The 21,359-nt window shown below is 54.1% G+C and carries 17 protein-coding genes and 2 pseudogenes; 15 read left to right on the top strand and 4 right to left on the bottom strand.

Annotated features, from left to right (window positions below; all coding sequences use genetic code 11):
* Positions 1-12 precede the first annotated feature (12 nt).
* The 14 genes and pseudogenes from AC6RNO_RS19615 to AC6RNO_RS19550 all read left to right on the top strand — a co-directional run.
* A complete protein-coding gene (locus tag AC6RNO_RS19615; protein ID WP_497106461.1) occupies positions 13-3,093 on the top strand; it encodes an ATP-binding protein in 3,081 nt (1,026 codons plus the stop codon).
* Entirely contained in the window at positions 3,071-4,156 is a 1,086-nt protein-coding gene (locus tag AC6RNO_RS19610; protein WP_497106460.1) for a response regulator, read from the top strand. Before AC6RNO_RS19615 ends, AC6RNO_RS19610 begins: the two co-directional genes overlap by 23 nt.
* A 209-nt stretch (positions 4,157-4,365) precedes the next feature.
* Positions 4,366-6,831, top strand: a complete 2,466-nt coding sequence (locus tag AC6RNO_RS19605) for a X2-like carbohydrate binding domain-containing protein (RefSeq protein WP_474681929.1) — start codon at positions 4,366-4,368, stop codon at positions 6,829-6,831.
* 4 nt (positions 6,832-6,835) lie between these two features.
* Positions 6,836-9,979 (top strand): InlB B-repeat-containing protein, encoded by a 3,144-nt coding sequence (locus tag AC6RNO_RS19600; RefSeq protein WP_497106459.1) that lies wholly within the window; start codon positions 6,836-6,838, stop codon positions 9,977-9,979.
* An 825-nt stretch (positions 9,980-10,804) separates the two neighbouring features.
* Positions 10,805-11,389 carry a TetR/AcrR family transcriptional regulator C-terminal ligand-binding domain-containing protein gene (locus tag AC6RNO_RS19595; protein WP_497106458.1) on the top strand — a complete coding sequence of 195 codons (585 nt, stop codon included), beginning with the start codon at positions 10,805-10,807 and terminating at the stop codon, positions 11,387-11,389.
* Between the two features lie 31 nt (positions 11,390-11,420).
* Positions 11,421-12,065 (top strand): DUF6597 domain-containing transcriptional factor, encoded by a 645-nt coding sequence (locus AC6RNO_RS19590; RefSeq protein WP_497106457.1) that lies wholly within the window; start codon positions 11,421-11,423, stop codon positions 12,063-12,065.
* Positions 12,050-12,409 (top strand): VOC family protein, encoded by a 360-nt coding sequence (locus tag AC6RNO_RS19585; protein ID WP_497106456.1) that lies wholly within the window; start codon positions 12,050-12,052, stop codon positions 12,407-12,409. Before AC6RNO_RS19590 ends, AC6RNO_RS19585 begins: the two co-directional genes overlap by 16 nt.
* Positions 12,410-12,483: 74 nt before the next feature.
* Positions 12,484-12,861: an AraC family ligand binding domain-containing protein gene (locus tag AC6RNO_RS19580; protein WP_497106455.1), complete on the top strand. Its 378-nt coding sequence runs from the start codon at positions 12,484-12,486 to the stop codon at positions 12,859-12,861.
* A 212-nt stretch (positions 12,862-13,073) separates the two neighbouring features.
* The gene (locus AC6RNO_RS19575) at positions 13,074-13,415 is read left to right on the top strand and encodes a nitroreductase family protein (protein WP_497106454.1); all 342 of its coding nucleotides are present in this window, start codon (positions 13,074-13,076) and stop codon (positions 13,413-13,415) included.
* Entirely contained in the window at positions 13,408-13,881 is a 474-nt protein-coding gene (locus AC6RNO_RS19570) for a nitroreductase family protein (RefSeq protein ID WP_497106453.1), read from the top strand. Before AC6RNO_RS19575 ends, AC6RNO_RS19570 begins: the two co-directional genes overlap by 8 nt.
* A gap of 280 nt (positions 13,882-14,161) precedes the next feature.
* A complete protein-coding gene (locus tag AC6RNO_RS19565; RefSeq protein WP_474681920.1) occupies positions 14,162-15,082 on the top strand; it encodes a dihydrodipicolinate synthase family protein in 921 nt (306 codons plus the stop codon).
* 33 nt (positions 15,083-15,115) lie between these two features.
* Positions 15,116-16,909, top strand: coding sequence for an L-fucose isomerase (locus AC6RNO_RS19560; RefSeq protein ID WP_497106452.1), 1,794 nt, complete (start codon positions 15,116-15,118; stop codon positions 16,907-16,909).
* Positions 16,910-16,922: 13 nt separating this feature from the next.
* Positions 16,923-17,133, top strand: a pseudogene (locus tag AC6RNO_RS19555) (ribulokinase); the annotation flags it as partial.
* 143 nt (positions 17,134-17,276) lie between these two features.
* Positions 17,277-17,636: pseudogene (locus tag AC6RNO_RS19550) on the top strand (ribulokinase); the annotation flags it as partial.
* A gap of 253 nt (positions 17,637-17,889) precedes the next feature.
* On the opposite strand, the gene AC6RNO_RS19545 reads toward AC6RNO_RS19550, so the two are convergent.
* From AC6RNO_RS19545 to AC6RNO_RS19530, 4 genes are all read right to left on the bottom strand, one after another.
* Positions 17,890-18,090, bottom strand: a complete 201-nt coding sequence (locus AC6RNO_RS19545; RefSeq protein WP_488436237.1) for a hypothetical protein — start codon at positions 18,088-18,090, stop codon at positions 17,890-17,892.
* A gap of 474 nt (positions 18,091-18,564) precedes the next feature.
* Positions 18,565-18,882 carry an iron-sulfur cluster assembly protein gene (locus AC6RNO_RS19540; protein WP_497106451.1) on the bottom strand — a complete coding sequence of 106 codons (318 nt, stop codon included), beginning with the start codon at positions 18,880-18,882 and terminating at the stop codon, positions 18,565-18,567.
* Positions 18,883-18,900: 18 nt separating this feature from the next.
* Entirely contained in the window at positions 18,901-20,133 is a 1,233-nt protein-coding gene (locus tag AC6RNO_RS19535; protein ID WP_474681916.1) for a hypothetical protein, read from the bottom strand.
* A gap of 6 nt (positions 20,134-20,139) precedes the next feature.
* The gene (locus AC6RNO_RS19530; RefSeq protein WP_474681915.1) at positions 20,140-20,691 is read right to left on the bottom strand and encodes a DUF2249 domain-containing protein; all 552 of its coding nucleotides are present in this window, start codon (positions 20,689-20,691) and stop codon (positions 20,140-20,142) included.
* Between the two features lie 266 nt (positions 20,692-20,957).
* Between AC6RNO_RS19530 and AC6RNO_RS19525 the strand changes: the two genes are divergently transcribed.
* The gene (locus AC6RNO_RS19525) at positions 20,958-21,296 is read left to right on the top strand and encodes a hypothetical protein (protein ID WP_474681914.1); all 339 of its coding nucleotides are present in this window, start codon (positions 20,958-20,960) and stop codon (positions 21,294-21,296) included.
* The last annotated feature ends 63 nt before the right edge of the window (positions 21,297-21,359 follow it).

Genomic DNA, 21,359 nt, shown 5'->3' with positions numbered 1-21,359 from the left:
GAACACGTCCCCATGAGAAAACAATTGTTCGTGCTGATCGGCATGATCGTTGTCTTTGCCGTAACCACCTCTCTCACTATCTATGAATGGCTCCATCCCGATGCGGATTACCCTGAGGCACGGGCGGGCGTGCTGGACGCCAGAGATTGGGATTTTGCGGTGCAGGGAATTATTCCGCTTCGGGGGGAATGGGAATTTTACAAGGACCGGCTACTGACGCCCGGCGACTTTGCCGGTCATGAAGAGGAGCTGCAAGGTCAGCGGAGGCTGTTGAGCGTCCCCGGCGACTGGAAGGGCAGCGTATCGGCCAGCGGCTTCGGCGCGGGTACATATCGGCTTCGGGTGGAAGTAAGCGATTCCGATTTTTACAGCCTGAGAGCGAAGAAAATCCGCATGTCCAGCCGCATCTATATGGCGGGCGACGATCTTGGGGGCTCCGGGCGTCCCGCTTTGGCAGTTGACCGTTTTGTTCCAAGCAACCTGCCGTTTTTCGGGACGGTTAAGGCCGAGAGCCATACGATCGAGATTATCATTCAGGTGGCGAGCTATCGTTATCTGCAAGGCGGGCTCGTGCAAGCGCCGGAGTTCGGGTTGACGGATACGGTGCAGAACCGGCGGGACAACGCCCGCATGGCCGACATGATTCTCATCACAACGCTTCTGGTTTTCGGTATTTATTTCGCAGGCATGTTCAGACAATGGAGCAGGGAACCGTACCTGATCTTTTTCAGTCTGTTTTGTCTGTCCCTGGGTCTGTTCTTTGGTATCGATGACGAGATTGTCGTGGCCTCGCTGCTGCCGACGATCTCCTTTCCGCTGCTGCAGAAGCTGCTCTTCATCCTGCCGTCGCTGTCGATTCTGTTCTTTATTCATTACGTGCGTCTCTATCTGGACGATAAGCCCGGCAGATGGCTGAAGGGGTTTCTGCGTGTTTGTTATGTGTTTATGGCTGTTCTGGTCGTGATTCCTAACGAGTATCTGGTACCGATCCTATTGCCCGGTATCCTGATGCAGATGCTGGCCTTCGGTTTCATTTTTACGTTTATTTTCCGCAATCTCCATCATGGTGTAAGGATCTATTATATTCTGCTCGGGGCATTTTTCCTCATTTTCAGCTGGGTGTTTGCCCAGACTCGCTATCAGCTGGCGCTGGACAGCCCGTACTATATGATTGTAACGCTGCTGTTGGTGGTATTGTCGCAATCGTTCCTCATGACCGACCGGATACGTACGGCTTACTTGCGGATCGAGCGGCTGGCCGAGCAATTACTGATCTACGACCGGCAGAAGGACGAATTCCTGGCCAAAACATCGCATGAGCTTCGGACGCCGCTGCACGGCATCGTCAATCTGTCGCAATCACTGCTCGACAACACCGACGCTCCGCTTGCGTCCGGGCATCGCGACAATATCCGGCTGCTGAATCTAATCGGACGGCGGCTAGCCGGGCTCGTGAACGACATTCTCGATATGAACCGGATTCGCTACGGCGAGCTGCGGGTGCAGCCGAAGCCGGTGGACCTGTACATCTCAACCGCCTTCGTGATGGAGACGCTGTCGATCGCACCGGTCAAAAGCGGAGTTCGGTTCGCTAACGAGCTGCCGCCGGGGCTGCCCCTTGTTCTGGCCGATGAGAACCGGCTGCGGCAAATTTTGCATAATTTATTGGAAAACGGATTGAAGTACACCGACCATGGAACAGTGTCCATATCGGCTCAGAGACAGGGAGAGAGGTTGTTCGTCACGATCAGTGACACCGGCAGGGGGATACCGCCGGAGATCATGGGCGATCTATTTCATCCTTTCTTCCAATACGACGAGGAAGGCGCTCGCTCGCGTGACGGCATCGGGCTCGGGCTGAGCATCTCGAAGCAGCTTGTCGAATTGCAGGGCGGCGTCATGCGGGTGGAATCCGAGGTGGGACGAGGCTCGCGGTTCACGTTCACGCTTGCGGTTGCCGGAGGCGTGGAGAACGAGGCGGCTGCGTCCGCGGAATATGCGGATTACACCGAATATGCCGAATACGCGGAATTCGGGGAGAATCCGATGCTGCGCTCCGCAGTCGGGGTGGGCGGTGACGGCGGCGGGGAGGCTTTTCACATACTGATCGTCGACGACGAGCCCTCCAACCTGAAGGTGGCGATGGACGCGATCGCCTCCATGAAGCATACATATACGGCGGTGGGGAGCGGGGAGGAGGCGCTCGAAGCGCTTCGGAGCAGCAAGCCGGATCTGGTGCTGCTGGACCTGATGATGCCCGGCGTGTCCGGCCTGGACATCTGCCGGGATACTCGGACGCTGCACGGGCTGGCCGAGCTCCCGGTGCTCATGTTGACCGCGTCCGGGCAGACGGGGGATATTCTCGCCGCCTTTGCAGCCGGGGCCAACGATATTTTGCAGAAGCCGTTCGAGATTGCGGAGCTCAAGGCCCGCGTCCAGTCGCTGCTGGCGATGAAAAGCTCCTCGGAGCAGGCCGTGCGACGGGAGATGGATTTTTTGCAGACCCAGATTACGCCGCACTTCCTATACAACAGCCTGAACGCACTGGTCGGGCTGAGCTATAAGGATGTGGACAAGCTGCGTGAGACGATTGAGCATCTGACCACCTATCTTCGCGCCAAGTTCACGTTCATCTTCCAGGGCGAGGCGGTCCCGCTGGAACGGGAATTGGAGCTGGTCCGCGCCTACCTGGCGATTGAGCAGCTTCGCTTCGGCCAGCGGCTCCGGGTCCGGTATACGATTGACGAAAGTGCGCGCAGCCTTCTGCCGCCGCTGACCCTCCAGCCCATCGTAGAAAATGCCGTCCGCCACGGCATCGGGCCGAAGCCCGAGGGAGGAACGGTGGACATCATCGTCTGCAAGAGCGCGGACGGCGTGGAGATTGTCGTTGAGGATGACGGCGTCGGGATGGACGCGGACAAGCTGGCGCAGTTGGAGGAAGGACATACCGGCGGCATCGGGATCGGCAATGTCAACCGCCGGCTGCAAATGAGATACGGGCGGAAGCTGGAGATTGTCAGCAGCCCGGGTACCGGTACCCGAATTACGATCTTTTTGACGGAGGAGCATCATGTGGAGAGCCATTCTGATTGACGATGAAGAAATCGCGCTTGATGTACTGGAGATCAAGCTGAATGAGATCGGCAGCATGGCGGTCGTCGGCAAATTCCAACTGATCGCCGAAGCGCTTCGCCAATGCGAGGCATTGCGCCCGGATCTCATTTTCCTGGACATCGAGATGCCGGGAATGAACGGATTGGAGGCCGCCGAGGCGCTGCTCGCCCGTTGTCCTGACGCCGAAGTGATCTACGTGACGGCCTACCACCAGTATGCGGTAGATGCGTACGATACGGAAGCGATCGGATATCTGCTCAAGCCGGTCGCCAAGGATAAGCTGCTCAAAACGCTAGCGCGCTACGAGAAATTGCAAGCCAAAAAGCGGGGCCAAGGCGGCGAACAGGCTGGACCGGATAGAAAGGGCGCGCCGGAGGGGCCCGATGCAGAGAAGCCGGCGTTGTCGCTGAAGGTGCTGGGAAGCATGGAGCTGTATACCTCGGACGGCCGTCTGTTGACCTGGCGCACCCGCAAGACCAAGGAGCTGTTCGCTTTTCTCTGGCATCATCGGGGACAGCCGGTCTACAAGTATGCCATACTGGAGCATTTATGGCCGAACGATCAAGCGGAGCGGGGGCAGAAGCTGCTGCATACGTCGCTCTATTACTTGCGGAGCATGTTCAAGTCGGAGGGCTACGGGGAGATCGTCCGGTACCGCGACGAGCGGTACTGGCTCGACCCGGCGGTCATGCTTAGCGACCTGGAAGAGCTGCTGAAAGGACTGGAGTCGGGCCTTCGCGGGGAAGGCGGGCAGAAGGCAGTGGCGCTGTACGGAGGCGACTATCTGGAGACCGATCATTATCACTGGGCGGACGCCTACCGGCTCGAGCTGCGCTCCGCCTTCATAGTCGGCCTTCTTGCCTCCCTGGGCGAAGCCGGAAATGAGTCCAGGGTCATGCTGCTGCGCAAGCTGATTGAGCTGGAGCCGGGACGGGAGGAATATTACGATCTGCTGGCGGATGTGCATGAACGAATCGGCGATAGGGCCGGCGCCCGTCAAGCGCAAGCCATGAAAGAGCGGATACTGCTGGAGGAGAATTAGCGCGGAAGCGTGCTTGTATTCGATAGGAAACGGTTATCGGGTGTTTATCCGATGGCCGTTTTTTGTCGTTTTTTAGGGAATGTTGTAAAAATGTTGAGAACCGCTTTGTTACACTGGAGATGCCGGTTGGCATAATCAACCAGGTCCCCTTCTCAGGTCCCGGCAACGGGTCCGGATCGGGCTAAATCGAAAAGGAGTGAAGAAAGACAATGGCGGCGCTCAAAAAATGGCTTTCAATTATGCTGGCTTTCGTGATCATAGGAGCCATGATTCCGCAGTATGCGACAGCCGGTTCGTACGGCTGGGATCTCCGGAGTCCTTTGCCCACGCGCAATACGTTTAACGCCGTGGCTTACGTCAACAACATGTTCGTGGCGGTGGGAGAAAACGGGACGATTGCAACTTCCACAGACGGAATAACCTGGAGCAGCCAAAGAAGCAATTCCAACGCTATTCTTAACGGGGTTACTTATGGGAATGGCAAATATGTGGCGGTGGGAAACTGGGGGTATATCCTCACTTCAACCGATGGGGTCATATGGTCAAGTCAGCAAGTCGGCACCACCAATCTTCTGGGTGTCGCTTTCGGTGGAGGCAAGTTTGTGGCGGTGGGAGGGTCGGGAAAGATTCTGGTCTCAAGCGACGCATCTTCATGGACAGAAATAACAGGCGTTACAACGGATAGGCTCATGGCCATCACCTATGGCAACGGCTGGTTTCTTGCGACAGGAGCGTCCCCAACACGGGTGATCTCGGATGACGGGGTGACTTGGACTGACGGGGGCGCTTATACGAATTGGGAAGGATATACCGGCGTTGCCTACGGCAACAACAAGTATGTGGTGGTAGGCAGTCAGGGAGGGATTATTTATTCGACTTTTCTCTCGAGAACTAACTGGCAGGCGTGGGCAATTGGCAAGAACAGGGGCAGCGCCGCCATAGACGGTTTCTCTGGCGTCACTTATGGGAATGGCAAGTATGTCGCGGTGGGGATCGGTGGTAAGGTCTACACTGCCTCCAACTACGCAAACGACTGGCAAGCGCAGAGCAGTGGTACGACCAACAATCTGAATGCTGTGACCTATGGCAACAACATCTTTGTGGCGGTGGGCATTTATGGGTCGATCCTGACTTCTGCCGACGGTGTGACATGGACGAGTCGGATTCAAGGCACGACACAGCCCGTTCGAGGCATCGGTTTCTTCAATAACAAATTCGTGGGAGTAGGGTATTACGGAACGCTCCTGACTTCCAGCGACGGTGCGTTATGGCAGAAGCAAGCAATGGATTCGTCGATCAGTCTTGAAGACGTTAGCTATGGCAACGGCACATACGTGGCGTTAGGATCTGGCGGCAGAATCATGACTTCAACGGACGGAACAACCTGGACAAGTCAAGCGTCAGGCGGCGCGTGGACGGATTCTTATTATGGCTTGAGCTACGGCGAGGGGAAATTTGTAGCGGTCAAATATGGAGGCAAAATCCGGACCTCGCTTGACGGAGCAACCTGGACTGAAGTCACGAGTCCCACGACGAACACGCTCAATGGCATCAGCTATAGTCGTCATCTGTTTGTGGCGGTAGGCGCCGGAGGCACGGTCATCACTTCGCCAGATGGAGAGAACTGGACGCTGCAAACGAGCGGCACACAAGTCAATCTTAAAAGCATCGGCTACGGCAACGGCAAGTTTGTAGCGGTGGGAGATACCGGAACGATCCTGACCTCAACCAACGGTGTGGATTGGGTCGCGCAAACCAGCGGAATACAGAGCATACTTAACGGCGTGGGCTACGGTAATGGCGCTTTTGTAACCGTGGGAAAAGACGGGGTTATTTTAACCTCGACCGACGGCATGAATTGGACGCCGCTGGCGAGCGGTACCCAGGAAGAACTTAACAAAGTCAGTTACGGCAACAACACCTATGTGGTGGTGGGTCAGAACGGAATCATTCTAAAGCGAACCGTGCAGCCGAACAGCACAATCGATCCGTCCGGCGCAAGCTTCGATAAGTATGCCTCGTCTGCGGATTATACCGATGTGAATGTTACGCTGTCCTTGAATGGAAATACACTGACCGGCATCAGTAACCAATCCTCGGTGCTGGGAGCGGGCGTGGACTATACGGTAAGCGGAAATACGGTGACGATCAAGAAGGAGTATTTGGCCGCGCAATCGGTTGGGACGACGAGGTTGGCCTTCACGTTCAGTGCGGGAACGGCGCAGACACTGGAGATTGCGGTCAGCGACTCAACGCCGCAGAATGCGACGGTGAGCTACGCGCCCGGGGATCATGGCACGATCAACAGAACGAGCGAGCAGGTGACGATCGGAGGGCATCCTGCGGAGGTGCCGGCGGTTACCCCTGCCAACGGCTACCGATTTGCAGGCTGGAGCAGTGACGGAGGGCTTACAAAGCTCAACAGCCAGCAGGTAGCGGCCACGACAGTAACGGCGGACGTTCTGTACACGGCGTACTATTCGAAGATCGTCATGGGCGATGCGGATGGAAGCGGGTCCGTAACCCCTGCCGATGCGCTGCTCCTGACCCAGCATATCAAGGGCAAGATCACGCTGACGCCGGAGCAATTGCAAGGACTGGACATGAACGGTGACGGGCGATGGGACGAAGCCGATGTAAAAGCAATTCTCGCGATCGTTGCAGGAAAGGGCTGATGAAATGCATTGGAAGAAACTGATTTCGATCATACTTGCTGTCAGCATGATACTGTCTTTCAGTACGCTGGCGGCCGGCGCACCGGACCCGAAGAACTCTCTCAAGGTAAGCAGTGCGGAAGGTAGTCCGGGAGGTACCGTTGAAGCGGCAGTATATCTGACGCCGATCGACTTAATTAACCAATATGACATTACGATCTCATTCGATCCCGGGTCACTGGAGCTGGTGCAGGGAAATGAAATTACCAACAATTTAGGCGTTAATCAAAATGGCGATACCTTCGTGCCGGATTTCTCCAATGCCGGTACGGTCAACGTACGAGCCAATCTGGTCGAATACTCCATCATGACTGATAATACGAAAGTATTCACCCTTCATTTCAAAATCAAAAATACCGCACAGCCTGGGGAACTGGCGCTGAATGTGCCCAAGCACGATCTCTATGAGGGGGGAAACCTCCCATTGACAAATGTGGAAGCGGGCAAGATCAACGTGATTGCCGGAACTCGCACCGTGACGTTCGATTCGCAGGGAGGCAGCGGGGTTGACAGCATCACCCATGTGAGCGACGGCACGACGATTGGCGAGCCGGCGGCGCCGGCAAGGGCCGGCTACACGTTCGCAGGCTGGTACAAGGAAGCGGAAGGGAGGAACGCGTGGAATTTTGCCGTGGATACCGTAACGTCCGATGTGATGCTCTATGCGAAGTGGACGCGGAACGCGGCACATATTGAGATCGGCGCAAAGAGCGGAACACCGGGGTCAACGGTTAACGTGCCGGTAACGGTAGCCAGCTCGACGTATGGAATCGGGGCTTACGGCGTACAAATCGACTTTGACTCGGCAGCGTTGGAAGTAACGAAGATTACGGGAGAAGCGGGAGACTACTTCGACTCCAACTACGATAACGGCACGGGCTGGCTAAAAGCCGTGTGGGCGGACAGTGATGCCGGAGATACGCCGATTGCAGCGGGAGAGAAGCTGTTCACTGTCAGCTTCAAAATCAAGAGCGGGACGACAGCGGGGGACAAGCCATTGACGGTGCGGACTGAAGATTTGAGCCATTTCTCAATCTCGGATTCGCTAGCAAACGAAATGGAAGCAACACTGACGACCGGCAAGGTCACGGTGAGCGAAGGACCGGTGCAGTACACGATCAGCTTCGATACGCAGGGAGGCAGCGTGGTTAGCGGCATTACAGTAAACAGCGGTACGACCATCAGCGAGCCGACAGCGCCGACGAAAGCCGGTTATACGTTCGCTGGCTGGTATAAGGATGCGGCATGGACGAATGCGTGGAACTTTGCAGCGGATACGGTAACGTCCAATGTGACGCTATATGCGAAGTGGACGGCGATTCCGGCAGGTCAATACACCGTGACGTTCAATACGTATGGAGGCAGCGTGGTTAGCGGCATTACCGTAAACAGCGGTACGACCATCAGCGAGCCGACAGCGCCGACGAAGGCTGGCTATACGTTCGCAGGCTGGTACAAGGATGCGGCGTGGACGAATGCGTGGAATTTTGCAGCGGATACGGTAACGGCTGGTGTGACACTCTATGCGAAGTGGACGGCGATTCCGGCAGTTCAATACACCGTGACGTTCGATACGCAGGGAGGCAGCGTGGTTAGCGGCATTACCGTAAACAGCGGTGCGACCATCAACAAGCCGACAGCGCCGACGAAGGCCGGTTATACGTTCGCAGGGTGGTACAAGGACGCGGCGTGGACGAATGCGTGGAACTTTGCGACGGATACGGTAACGTCCAATGTGACGCTCTATGCGAAGTGGACGAGCAATTCTTCGGACAGCTCGGGTTCGGGCAATTCTTCATCTTCTTCTTCGACCAATTCAAGCGCAACCGTCGAGAAGCAAGATGGCCTGCAAGTCATCGTCGACGGCGTGGTGAAAGAGCAAATTGCCACAGGCGCAATTGCCAAGGAGAACGGCAAGAACGTGCTGACGGCCACTGTCGACCAAGCCAAGCTGGTTGAACAGTTGAAACTTGCGGCAGACAAATCCACCGTGGTCGTTCCTGTGACTGCCAGTGTGGAGAAGGTGTCGGTTGTATTGACCGGCGACGCGGTGAAGAGCATGGCAACCAAGCAGGTAGTCCTGGAGGTACAGACGCCAAACGGTATCTACAAGCTGCCGGCGCAGCAAGTCGCTATCGACGAGGTTTCCTCCAAACTGGGAACACAGGTCGGGTTGTCGAACATCGTCGTTCATGTGGACATTGCCAAGAGCGATGAATCCGTGGCGGATCTCGCAAAGACTGCGGCGACTCAAGGAAACTATGGAATCGTGGTTCCGCCTGTCAGTTTTAAGGTGACGGCCTCTTACAACGGCAAAACGGTAAGCGTGGAGCACTTCAGCAGCTACGTGGAACGCGAAATTCCGCTTCCCGACGGCCTCGACCCAAGCAAGGTGACAACGGCTGCGGTAGTGAATCCGGATGGCAGCGTTCGCCATGTTCCAACCTTCATCAAGACTCGGGCAGGAAAGCATTATGCGGTAGTGAACAGTCTCACGAACAGCGACTATTCACTGATCTGGAATCCGAAGACATTTGTGGATGTAGAGGGGCATTGGTCGAAGCAGGCCGTGAACGATATGGCCTCGCGGATGATTGTCAAGGGTGTGGATGCGTACCGCTATAACCCGGATGCTTCTATTACGCGGGCGGAATTCGCGGCGATTGTCGTACGGTCGTTGGGCTTGGCCGACAACGGCAGCAGCAGCGCATTCACCGATATCAAGCCCGGCGATTGGTATGCGGGGGCCGTAGCCAAGGCTGCGGAGTATGGCTTGATCGAAGGCTACAAGAACGGGATGTTCGATCCCGCTCAGACCATTAACCGGCAGGAAGCATTGGTGATCATGGCCCGGGCGATGAAGCTGGCGGGGCTAGAGACAGCTGCGAGTGATGCAGAATCCTTGCTGTCCCCGTTCGCAGACCGGGGGGCTGTAGCTTCTTGGGCGAAGCCGGCCGTTGCTGCGGCCGTGAAGAACGGTCTTGTGAAGGGCTCGTCGGAAGGATTGGAGCCAATGGGCAATCTGACCCGGGCCGAGACTGCGGCGATTGTACAACGGTTCTTGATCAAAGCCAAGCTGATCGACAACGGGAACGCCACTCAAGGTTAAGCTGAAAAAAGCGCGGCAGCACCGGAGCGAAGACAGTGGCGATTGTGCAACGATGGTTGCAGACTGCCGAGTGGATTCGAGGCAAGCTAATCAAATTCACTTAAGCAGAAGGTGGAAGACAGAGCGCAGTAGCACTCACGAACGTAGGTGTAAAATTGAAAAAGCCTTGTCCCACAAGGTATTCGTAATGCAAATGTACAGAACCCCCATCGCTTCCCTGGCAGCGGTGGGGTCAGGGGGCAGATCCCTTAGGAGTCTGTCGGACGGAGCTACTTTTGTGCATATCGTGGTAAATCAGGATTGCGTATATTGCCTCTCACGATGCATAATTGCTGTCATTATCGGACAGACTCCTGGGTCTTAAAAAGAAAGCGTCACTACGATAACGCAGCGGCGCTAGAGTATCGAGAAAGTCGCGACACTTTATCGGCGCAGCCGGAGGGTGCTTGACGTGAAGCGGCTTGGCAAACGTAAAAGCCTGCGAAAGTGCAGGCTTTTTCCGTGCATGAAGCTCTTTTTGAGGAAAAGCCTGCAATTGTGCGGAATTCCCGATTAAAATGGGGCTGAGCTCGTGCAGCAGCAAAAAAACCTGCACATGTGCAGGAATATTTCGCTGCAGGCGTATCCGCGAGCAAAAACCTGCACATTTGCAGGCTTTCTCCACGTTAAGCAGATGTGCTATCTCCTGCGTGCGAGTTTTTCAACAGTCTGGCGTCACTACGATAATGTAGTGGCGTTTTCTTTTTATTTCATTTTTAGTATACTGAACGTATAGTTTATGTACCTGTTGTTCAAACATGCAGCCCAAAAAAGGGGAGGGTTCGGGTGCAAGAAAAAGGAAAAAGAGGGCGTCCGCGTAATGTTGAAACGCAAAAGTCGATCCTGACCGCTTCTTATGATCTCTTATTGGAAAATGGATTTGGAGCGGTCACGGTAGAAAAAATTGCTGATCGTGCCAAGGTCAGCAAAGCTACGATTTATAAATGGTGGCCTAACAAGGCCGCCGTGGTGATGGATGGTTTTATGTCTGCCGCTGCGGCAAGACTGCCCGTGCCTGACACGGGATCAGTATTCGATGATATTCTCATTCATGCCACGAATTTAGTCCGGTTTTTGACAAGTCGAGAGGGTATGGTGATTGCCGAGTTAATCGGCGAAGGGCAGATTGATTCAGGATTGGCGGAGGAATATCGGGCCCGATATTTCCGGCCTCGCCGGCTTGAGGCCCGGCAACTTATGGAGCGGGGGGTTCAGCGCGGGGAATTGAAGAAAAATCTCGATACCGAATTAAGCACGGATCTCATTTACGGACCGATTTTTTATCGCTTGTTGGTAACAGGTGAAAAATTGGACGATTCATACGTCCAGCATTTGGTCGCTTGCGCATTTGAAGGAATCCGCTCGCCCTGAACTTATGAAGTTTGGAGGTGCCATATAAACAATGATGCAGCGATACCGCCCCGTGCAGCCGCCCGGACTTCAGCGCGATATGCTCCCTGCAGGCTTCAGCTATCGGGAATATGCGCCCTGTGAGAAGCTGGCTGCGTATATTGCCTGTTATTGGACCATAGATTCCCACGCATCCGCAGTGAACCGTATCATACCTGACGGCTGCGTGGACATGATTATCGACCGACACTCCGCCTCTGCCCGGAAGGCCGCGTTTATCGAAGGCTTGATGACCCGATATGAGGTAATGAGCTTTTCGGAGCCGCAATCTCTATTTGGCATCCGCTTTTATCCGGAGATGGCGCAGCGCCTGCTGCAATGTCCAGTCACCGTTTTTATCGGTCATCATGTCTATCTGGAGGAAGTTTGGGGAGCCAAAGCGCTGGAGATGGTCGAAGGGATTCTGTCCGCTTTGACCGTGAGGGATATGATCGACGTCGCAGAACGCACATTCCTTCGCTTGCTCTCCAATAGCGACGATTCCTCAGATCGGCTGCTGCTTGCCGGCATGCAATACTTGTATGCTAGCAAAGGGACGATTTCAATGTCGGCGTTGGCGGACAAGCTGAGTTTCAGCGAACGGCACATCAGGAGAACCTTCGATCGTGAGCTTGGTTTAGGATGGTCGGCATTGTGACGAAGGATATGAAGAAGGCGCTGGATTTTTATCGTTTGCTCGGCCTCGAAATTCCGGAAAGTGCAAATAGCCAAGTGCATGTAGATGTGCAGCAAAACGGTTTCCGGCTGGCCTTCGACACGCGGGAAATCATTGAAGATGTGTACGGCGGATGGGAGGAACCTTCCGGACATCGAATTGAGTTGGCCTTTCTGTGCGGCAGCCGCGATGCGGTAGACGAGCTGTACACTAAAATTACGGAGCATGGATACAGTTGTCACCGCGAGCCCTGGGACGCCGTGTGGGGACAACGATACTCGATCGTGAAAGACCCCGACGGCAATCTAGTCAGTTTGTTCGCCTAAACTTCATTGCATTGATTGTGAGAATTGTTTTCGCTAAACTATTCTTTACATGTCGTTTGGATGAGGAGAAGACCATGAGCAAAACCGTTCCTATTATATCCGGCGTGTCGCTGCAAGCTCGCAATTTCAGGCTGCTGTCATTAAGTTTGGAACAGCTTACATATAATTCGGACGTACTTGCTCCGCATCGGCATGATTGTTTTGAAATCTTTTGGGCCACCGGCGGTTACGGGAAGTTTCAAATCGATTTTCAAAGGTACAGCTACTCTCCGCATTCACTCTGTCTGATTTCCCCCGGTCAAATTCATCGTTGGCTGGAAAATGAATCGGATGAGCCGCTTACAGGCTGCCTGCTTATTTTTTCCAAGGATATGCTTGCAAAAAATAACATAGATCAAGCGGACTGGAGCGCGGCATCTCTCTTCCATTTTATGGGCGGGCATCCGATCTAATCTCAATCCCGATCAAGCTGCCGTTGTCCAGGACCTTTTTCGTTTATTGGAACGCGAACAGACGATGGGACTTAAAAATCGCGAGGCTGCCAAAATAGGCGATTAACCGGACTATTTATGGCACTTTCCCACCCGCCATTGACGTTGATAATGATTCTCGATTAAGATGTGACCAGAATCAGACATTGATTGCATTAGGGGGATGACAAAGCGTGAGTTTGGAACATTTAATCAGGGAACGGCGAAGTATCCGGAAATTCAACAGCGTGCCGGTTTCGCAAGAATTGGTCATCAAGCTGCTGCAAAAAGCCGAACAACTGTGTCCTTATGATGGAGAAGCACGTTGGCGCTATGTCTATGCAGGTACTCTCGAAGCGCGGGAACGGTTGGCTGACTACTTAATGGAAAAAGTGCAGGAAAGCAAAATGGCCAGACTGGTTCTGGGCAAGCTGGCCGAGAGCTATCGCAAGCGTTTTGTGGAGGTGCCTGCCAACGTCATTGTGATGGCAAAGACGGATTCCGATCCGATCCAATACGATGAAGCTGATGGATAGGCTTATTGGGCCGCTGCACGACCTCCGATTTGAAATGCGTCCGGTTCCGCAGGCACTTGTGCTTGAACTGTTAAACCATGCGGTATGGGCCCCGAATCATCGGCTCAGGGAGCCGTGGAGATTTATTTTTATCGGATACGACAATAAGGGGGAATTGGATTTTTTTCATAAACAGGCGCCGGCCCATCTAATTATGACGATAAAGGACGAAAACGATACTTACAAACAGAATGAGAATTTGGCCGCCGTGTTCTGTCTCATTCAAAATTTTCATTTGCTGGCTTTGGAAAAGACGCTGGGTGTAAAGGTTTCTTTCTATGACTGGATGTTTGATCGCAGGTATTGCCAAAAGTTTGGCGTATCGGAAAAGGAGAGAATCGTGGCCGTACTTGATTTGGGGTTTTATCCGCAAATACCGGAAGCGGCGTCATCATCGTCTCCGTCTTTAAAATGGAGCTTGCTATAGAAATCGAAGCGCCAATCAAAACAACCGGGAAGGCTCTATGCCGCGCGGTTTTTGGTTGAAGGCGGTCGAACCTATCATGACCGGAGTCGGCCTGTGCTGCAGGTTGCAATCCGGTTTTTCGTATCATCCGCACGCCGAATCAGGCGTTTTTTTGCGTTTACAAAGAAAGAATTGACGTGAAAACGGTTTATAAATATAATAAAAACGTATTAGCAAAACGTTTTAGCATAACGTATTAGCACGAATATTTCATTTATATCGAAATGAGAGGGAGAAACGGATGAAAGCACTTGCCCAAGGCGTGTGGCCGACGATGGTCACTCCTTTTACAGCGGAAAACGAGGTTGATTACGAAGTTCTGGAACGGGCGATTGAGTGGTATATCGGCAACGGGGTGGACGGCCTTTTTGCGGTATGCCAGTCCAGCGAAATGTTTTTTCTGAGCCTGGAGGAGCGGGTTCGGGTTGCGGCTTTTGTCAAAGAGAAGGCAGCGGGACGCGTCCCTGTCATAGCTTCGGGCCATATCGCGGAAACGATGGAAGATCAGGTGGAAGAGCTGAATGCGATCGCCGCGACGGGAATTGACGCTTTGGTGCTGATTACGAACAGGCTGGCGCAGCAGGACGAGTCGGACGAGGTTTTCAAAAGCAACCTGGAGAAGCTGCTTGCACAAATTCCGGCGGACGTCCCGCTCGGGTTTTATGAATGCCCGTTTCCTTACAAAAGACTGATTTCCCCCGAATTGTTGAAATGGTCGGCGGACACCGGCAGATTCCTTTTTCTTAAAGATACGAGCTGCGATGTGGAAAATATAAAAGCAAAAATGGAAGCTGTCCAAGGCACAGGCCTTCAAATATATAACGCGAACACGGCGACGCTGCTGGAAACGATCAAGCTTGGAATTACGGGATACAGCGGCATTATGGCGAATTTCCATCCCGATTTGTACGTCTGGTTGATGCGTCATTGGGCGGAGCGGGCTGAGGAGGCCGAGCACTTGATCCAGTTTTTAAGCATAGCCTCCTTGATTGAAAAACAATTGTACCCGGTCAACGCCAAATATTACTTGATGCTGGAAGGCGTTTATTCCAACTACGTGAGCCGTTCCAAAAATCATCTGGAATTTACGGCGACGAACCGCCTCGAAGTCAGGCAGTTGTACGCTTTGTCCAAAGCTTATGCCAAACAGTACAAAAACTAACTCAAACAAGCCTACTTTCAGGAGGAATGATCGATGAGTACAGCGGTGTTCACGAATCGTTTGCAAGGAGATTTGCCGAAAATCGGAATCCGTCCGGTGATCGACGGCCGCCGGGGCGGTATCCGCGAATCGCTGGAGGAGCCGACGATGAATATGGCGAAAGCTTGCGCTCAATTTTTGAGCGAACATGTGCGCCATTCGTCCGGTCACCCGGTGGAATGCGTCATTGCCGATACGACGATCGGCGGCGTGGCCGAAGCGGCGAAAGCGGCGGAAAAATTCCGCAAGGAAGGCGTCGGGCTGACAATTACCGTAACGCCGTCCTGGTGCTATCCGCTCGAAACGATCGACACCGACCCTTCCATGCCGAAAGCGGTTTGGGGCTTCAACGGGACGGAGCGCCCCGGCGCCGTGTACCTGGCTTCGGCGCTCGCCGCCCACAATCAGAAGGGGCTTCCGGCCTTCAGCATTTACGGCAAAGACGTTCAGGATATCGGAGACAGCTCCATTCCGGAGGACGTGCAGGCCAAACTGCTGCAGTTCGCCAAAGCGGGATTGGCGGTGGCGACGCTGCGCGGCAAATCGTATTTGGCGATGGGAACCGTATCGATGGGTATCGCCGGCTGCATCGTGGACGAGACGTTTTTCCAGGAATATTTGGGCATGCGCAATGAGTATGTGGACATGTCGGAATTCGTGCGGCGGATGGAACGCGAAATTTATGACAAGGACGAATATCGCAGAGCGCTTGCCTGGACGAAGGAGAACTGCCGGACCGGAGCGGACGTCAACCCGCCGGAGCTGCAGCGGACGGCCGAGCAGAAGGAGCAGGACTGGGAAACGGTCGTGAAAATGACGCTCATTGCCCGCGATTTGATGATCGGGAATCCGAAGCTCGCCGAGATGGGCTACGAGGAGGAAGCGATGGGGCGCAATGCGATTGCCGCAGGCTTCCAAGGGCAGCGGGCTTGGACGGATCATTTTCCGAACGGCGATTTCATGGAGGCGATTTTGACCAGTTCGTTCGATTGGAACGGCATTCGCGAGCCTTTCATGCTGTCTACCGAAAATGACAATCTCAATGCGGTAACGATGCTTTTCGGGCATTTGCTGACGAACAGCGCGCAAATTTTTGCCGATGTGAGGACGTACTGGAGTCCGGAAGCCGTGAAGCGCGTGACCGGGCAAGAGCTGACGGGGGCGGCTGCGGGCGGCGTCATTCATTTGATCAATTCGGGGCCTGCGGCGTTGGATGGAACCGGTGAGCAAATGCTTAATGGGCAGCCGGCCATGAAGCCGTTCTGGGACATCAGCGATGAAGAGGCTCAAACATGTATGGACGCTGTGCAGTGGTGCCCGGCGGTCGATTTTTTCCGCGGGGGCGGGTATTCGACAGACTTTACGACGCGCGGCGGCATGCCGATGACGATGGCAAGGATCAACTTGATCAAGGGTGTCGGGCCTGTGCTGCAGCTTGCCGAAGGATATTCCGTCGAGCTTCCTCTGGAAGTCCATGATGTGCTCGATCAGCGCTCGAATCCGACGTGGCCGACGACATGGTTCGTTCCGATCGTGACCGGAGAAGGCGCGTTCAAAGACGTGTACTCCGTTATGAATAACTGGGGCTCCAACCACTGTGCCGTCAGCAGCGGCCATGTCGGCGCCGAATTGATTACGCTGGCATCGATGCTGCGTATCCCGGTCTGCATGCACAATGTGCCCGAAGACCGCGTATTCCGGCCAAGCGCCTGGACGGCGTTCGGCATCAACGAGCCGTTGGGCGCAGATTATCGGGCTTGCTCGGCGTTCGGGCCTTTGTACCGGTAGAGCGAGACGGCGCATGAAAAAGAAGTACGTCATTGGCATTGACTACGGTACGGAATCCGGGCGTGCGGTTCTCGTCGATGTCGATACCGGGGATGAACCGGGCGTCCATGTGACGCCCTACCCGCATGGGGTCATCGACGAAGCTTTGCCCGGCTCGGGGAGGCCCCTTGAGCCGGATTGGGCGCTGCAGCATCCTGGCGATTACATGGAAGTTTTGCGCCGCTCGGTGCTTGAGGAGTCTGTCCGATGAACCACGTAGAAGGTATGTATCTGCAAAATGACAGTCATTATGCAGCGTAAGCGGCAATGTATGCAGTCATTATTCACCCGGTAAGCACAAAAGTAACTCCGTCGGACAGACTCCGAGGTGCTGCAAAGCTCAGGCATCGCGCCCGGGCAGGTGATCGGGATCGGCGTTGATTTTACGGCGTGCACGATGCTTCCCGTCGATGAGGCCGGCGTGCCGCTGTGCATGAAGGAAGCATACCGCGATGAACCGCATGCGTATGTCAAGCTGTGGAAGCACCATGCCGCATAGGGAGAGGCGAACCGCATCAATGAGACGGCGGAGGCGATGGGTTTGTCTTTCCTGGGACGGTACGGGGGGAAGACGTCGTCGGAGTGGATGGTTGCCAAAGCGTGGCAAACCTTGAACGAAGCCCCGCATATCTACGATGCGGCGCATCAATTTATAGAAGCGGCGGACTGGGTCGTGTACCAAATGAGTCCCGGCACTCCGTGATGGTTGTGGAGGGGAAGTCTTTGACATGGGCGAAATTTGCCTGCTGCGAAGACAGCGCAGCCGTTCGCTAACCGGGGTGGCGCCCGCAAAACCTGCGAAAGTCAGGCTGTTGAAAAATCCCCGCGGTCAGCGGCGATAACTACAATCTGCCTGGCAGCACGAAGAAAACCTGCAAAAATACATGAATTTGCGTTCTTGATCGCTGGCCACTAACAATTCCTGCAATTGTGCAGGCTTTTCAGCGGGGACATGGGCTCAGGTTCAATTTCAGCGAAAATTCCTGCACTTTTGCAGGTTTTTCGCCAAAATAAGCAAATTCCAAAGAAAAAACCTGCACTTTCGCAGGCATTTTCCTATCAAGATGTCTCCTGCCCATTTTGTTCAGTTCAGTGACCTCACAAGGAGAGGTGCGCGCCCAGAAAAAGCGGTTGTTCCTCAAATTAGGGCCTCACTGTTTCCATTAGCCCAAACTGAGTATCGCGATTTTCTCGGGCAGCCTGGAAAGTGCAGGTTCTCCGCGCTGCCAAGTAGATGTACCGGTTCTCTGTGCTGCCAATCAGATGTACCGGTTCTCCGCGCTGCCAATCAGATGTACCGGTTCTCCGCGCTGCCAATCAGATGTACCGGTTCTCCGCGCTGCCAATCAGATGTACCGGTTCTCTTCGCGCCACCAAGTAGATGTGCCGGCTCTAGTAGGCGGGTTTTGCATCAGCTCTTACAGCTTTTCTGCGCGCGCTGAGCAAGTTGGAAAAAGTGTTATCCGCGGAGGGAGAACGAGGGCGGCGTGCTGCTTTCGCATCGTTCGGAGCGAGAAACTAAAGCCGGGAACCCTTGGGGAGGGGAATCCCGGCTTTTTGTTTCGCGGCCCGTTCTTTCAGCGCGGTTCCGGTGCAACCGAAATGAACTTCCTCCGCTACCGGGCCGGTTTGCCATATCCAAGCTGTGCTTTGGCTGAGTCCGACATCATGTTCGGCGTCCAGGGCGGTTCCCATACGACTTGGACTTTGACGGATTTGAAGCCCAGCTGGCCTTGGAGGACGTACTTGGCGCCCCCGGCAATCGTATCGTGCAGCGGGCAGCCCGGCGTAGTAAGCGTCATGCGGACAACAAGCTCATCCTCTTTCCAATCTATCCCATATATAAGCCCGAGATCGACAATATTGACCCCCAACTCCGGATCGTTCACCTGCCGCAGCAGACCGAGAATGCGTTCTTCCGATCTTTCGTCCATATGCCATTGCTCCTTTCGTCAACGGGTAAACACAAGCGAGATGAAAGAAATATATCCGAGTGAAACGACGGAAAATACGACTCCGCCGACGACTGCCAAAGTCTGTACGCCTAACATCAAACCGGAAAACAGAAGCAGCAGAGAGCAAGCAAGGGCGGTTAGGCCAGTTTGAACTCTTTTTTCTCCCAGCAGTTCCGCCAATGTCGGTATGCCGGGTTTTCCCGCTTGCGGGCCATATTTGTGCGTCCACCATAAAAATGGCACAATTTTGGATAAATAACACAAAATCGTAAAGCCAACCCAACCCGCCAAATAGATCCAGCCGGCAAGCGTGACAAATTCGGCCGTCAATGCACGATGTGTGTTCCACGCTAAATACACCAGCATCACAGCGGCAGCGCCGGCAAGAACGCGGCTGCTCCAAACGGACCATGCGATCCCCGCACCCGGATGCCGCTTATGGCGGTATTTGCGGATCTGGGCAAGATGCCAATTATACGCGGCAAGGGCTAGCGTTATACATAGGAATGCGGTCCATTTTGCCCAAAAACCCCATTCAAACAGGAAGGCAGCTGCACCCGTTAAAACGCCGAGATTCCACAAACAAAGCGTAACACTCCGCGATCTTGTCGGAAATCCATGCGCCAAATAGAACATGGGCGCCATTTTGTAGCTGAATCCGGTAATGAGCATCCCGAACCAACCTACGGCCCCGAGCCAAATATGCGCGCCGAATAATCGTTCATGCAGCATGTTCCACTCACCCAGCGCAAAATTCAGCCCCATAGCCATGCCGGAAATCCCTGTCAAAACCAGATACAAAACGGAGCAGGCCGTGCTGACAGTAATAGCGTCCCACTGTGCGGCGCGGAATAAGGTGACGGCCATGTTCCAGGCGAACAGGAAAATACCGATCAGCGCAATCGTTGCAAAGCCCGCGATCCAGGCAACTTTCCCTTCCGCAAAACCGTACAGCAATCCGGCTGTGCCGACCGTAAAAAACGCGTAATGAACGTAAGCAAGCTTTTCACTGTAAACGTTCGACTGCAAAATAACATGAATGAGCTGGTATACGGCTCCCATCGCAATCATTGTGGCCCATCCCAATATGAGCAAATGAATGTGAAACCAGCCGGACGGACCGCGCATATAGCCGTTCATCCAATCGGCCAGCGCGGCCAGCGAAGATAGATGAAACAGCACAAACCCGGTGATTCCCGTTACAATGAACAAAAAGGGGAGTCGGAACATCGGCGTTCACCTCTTCACCTTTTGTATGGCAACACGGGCGGAGCCGTCCGGCTGCTCTTCGATCTTATACACATAGCCAAGAGCATTCAATTCCTCGATGAGAAAAGCGGGCACCCGATCATTGTGAATGATCACTTCGTCGCCAAGTCCGCACGCTTCCAGTGCGCTTAATGTGCGAATCATCGGCTGCGGCGGTTCAAGCCCACGGTTGTCGAGTTCTATCGTCCTTTTATCGGCTGCCGCTGTTTCTTTGCACTCCGGGGCTTCTTCCGCCATTTTTGCCGTCCAATCCTCCGGGGAATCCAGCCATTTCTTGTTTTTCTTATTTACAAAAGTGACCTTCCAGTGCTGCAAGTCGATTTGCTCTGTTTTGTGGGCATACCCTTTCAGTTTCATAATCCCCAGCAAGGGAGTCGGCTTTATTGTGGCGTGCAAAACAAAGATATCGTCGATTTCTAATGAACGGACCTGATCCATAATCATTTGAAAAGGCTCCATTTTTTGCTGCAAATAAGGTCTTACATCCAATTCGAAAGTTCGCGAAGCTGCAGGTTTCATTTTGGATCACCTCCCCGTACCGAATATCGTTTATTTCGCCGGCAAGTTTTGATTACAGGTACAGTATAAAGGAGCGATGCGAGCGGCTTTGTGATTGGAATCACAATCAAGCAAAACGATATTCGGACATCGTGATATTGATCACAGATGGAATGTATCCGGTCCCGTACAATCGATGTAAAAGAACGTCGGGAGTGAGAGCCGAATCCGCTGCCCGGGATATCGGGAGAGCGGCTCTTGCTGCCGATCCAAGGAGGTACTGCACCATGAAGTCGGAGTTTGTTTTGGATATATGTTTTATTCGTGAAAGAAGTTTGGAGGATCGGTTCATCCAATCGGTAGAATTGCTGCTGGAGAGCCTTTTTGCCGGCAAAGCGCGCTGGAATGCGGCTGAAAAGCAGGAAGAAGGGCTGGACATTGTCATCGCCGAAGTTGCAGGGCACGGAGATTGGGAGGAAGAGGAGGACATGATCCGATATTTGAAAGAGCATGCGCCTTCCCATTTTTGGGAGTGGCTGCAAGGATACCGGCTGGAGATCGATGTGAAGCAGAAGGCGGAATGCAGCCATTGCGGCAAACATGCATCCGCGGCAGGAGCTTCATGATCGGGCGGCGAGTGCTGTCATCAAAATGCGTTTGAAGCCGGAACATGCAAAGAAAGCGCCGGG

The sequence above is a fragment of the Paenibacillus sp. sgz302190 genome (assembly GCF_059820445.1).
Note: the sequence above shows the minus strand (reverse complement) of the source record. Positions and strands in the feature narration are given on the sequence as shown.

Coding starts and splice junctions, on each gene's coding strand:
- AC6RNO_RS19590 (WP_497106457.1), top strand. CDS start 11,421: ATGATGCAGCGATACCGCCCCGTGCAGCCGCCCGGACTTCAGCGCGAT.
- AC6RNO_RS19535 (WP_474681916.1), bottom strand. CDS start 20,133: ATGTTCCGACTCCCCTTTTTGTTCATTGTAACGGGAATCACCGGGTTT.
- AC6RNO_RS19525 (WP_474681914.1), top strand. CDS start 20,958: ATGAAGTCGGAGTTTGTTTTGGATATATGTTTTATTCGTGAAAGAAGT.
- AC6RNO_RS19580 (WP_497106455.1), top strand. CDS start 12,484: ATGAGCAAAACCGTTCCTATTATATCCGGCGTGTCGCTGCAAGCTCGC.
- AC6RNO_RS19560 (WP_497106452.1), top strand. CDS start 15,116: ATGAGTACAGCGGTGTTCACGAATCGTTTGCAAGGAGATTTGCCGAAA.
- AC6RNO_RS19565 (WP_474681920.1), top strand. CDS start 14,162: ATGAAAGCACTTGCCCAAGGCGTGTGGCCGACGATGGTCACTCCTTTT.
- AC6RNO_RS19605 (WP_474681929.1), top strand. CDS start 4,366: ATGGCGGCGCTCAAAAAATGGCTTTCAATTATGCTGGCTTTCGTGATC.
- AC6RNO_RS19540 (WP_497106451.1), bottom strand. CDS start 18,882: ATGGACGAAAGATCGGAAGAACGCATTCTCGGTCTGCTGCGGCAGGTG.
- AC6RNO_RS19530 (WP_474681915.1), bottom strand. CDS start 20,691: ATGAAACCTGCAGCTTCGCGAACTTTCGAATTGGATGTAAGACCTTAT.
- AC6RNO_RS19610 (WP_497106460.1), top strand. CDS start 3,071: ATGTGGAGAGCCATTCTGATTGACGATGAAGAAATCGCGCTTGATGTA.
- AC6RNO_RS19585 (WP_497106456.1), top strand. CDS start 12,050: ATGGTCGGCATTGTGACGAAGGATATGAAGAAGGCGCTGGATTTTTAT.
- AC6RNO_RS19570 (WP_497106453.1), top strand. CDS start 13,408: ATGGATAGGCTTATTGGGCCGCTGCACGACCTCCGATTTGAAATGCGT.
- AC6RNO_RS19615 (WP_497106461.1), top strand. CDS start 13: ATGAGAAAACAATTGTTCGTGCTGATCGGCATGATCGTTGTCTTTGCC.
- AC6RNO_RS19600 (WP_497106459.1), top strand. CDS start 6,836: ATGCATTGGAAGAAACTGATTTCGATCATACTTGCTGTCAGCATGATA.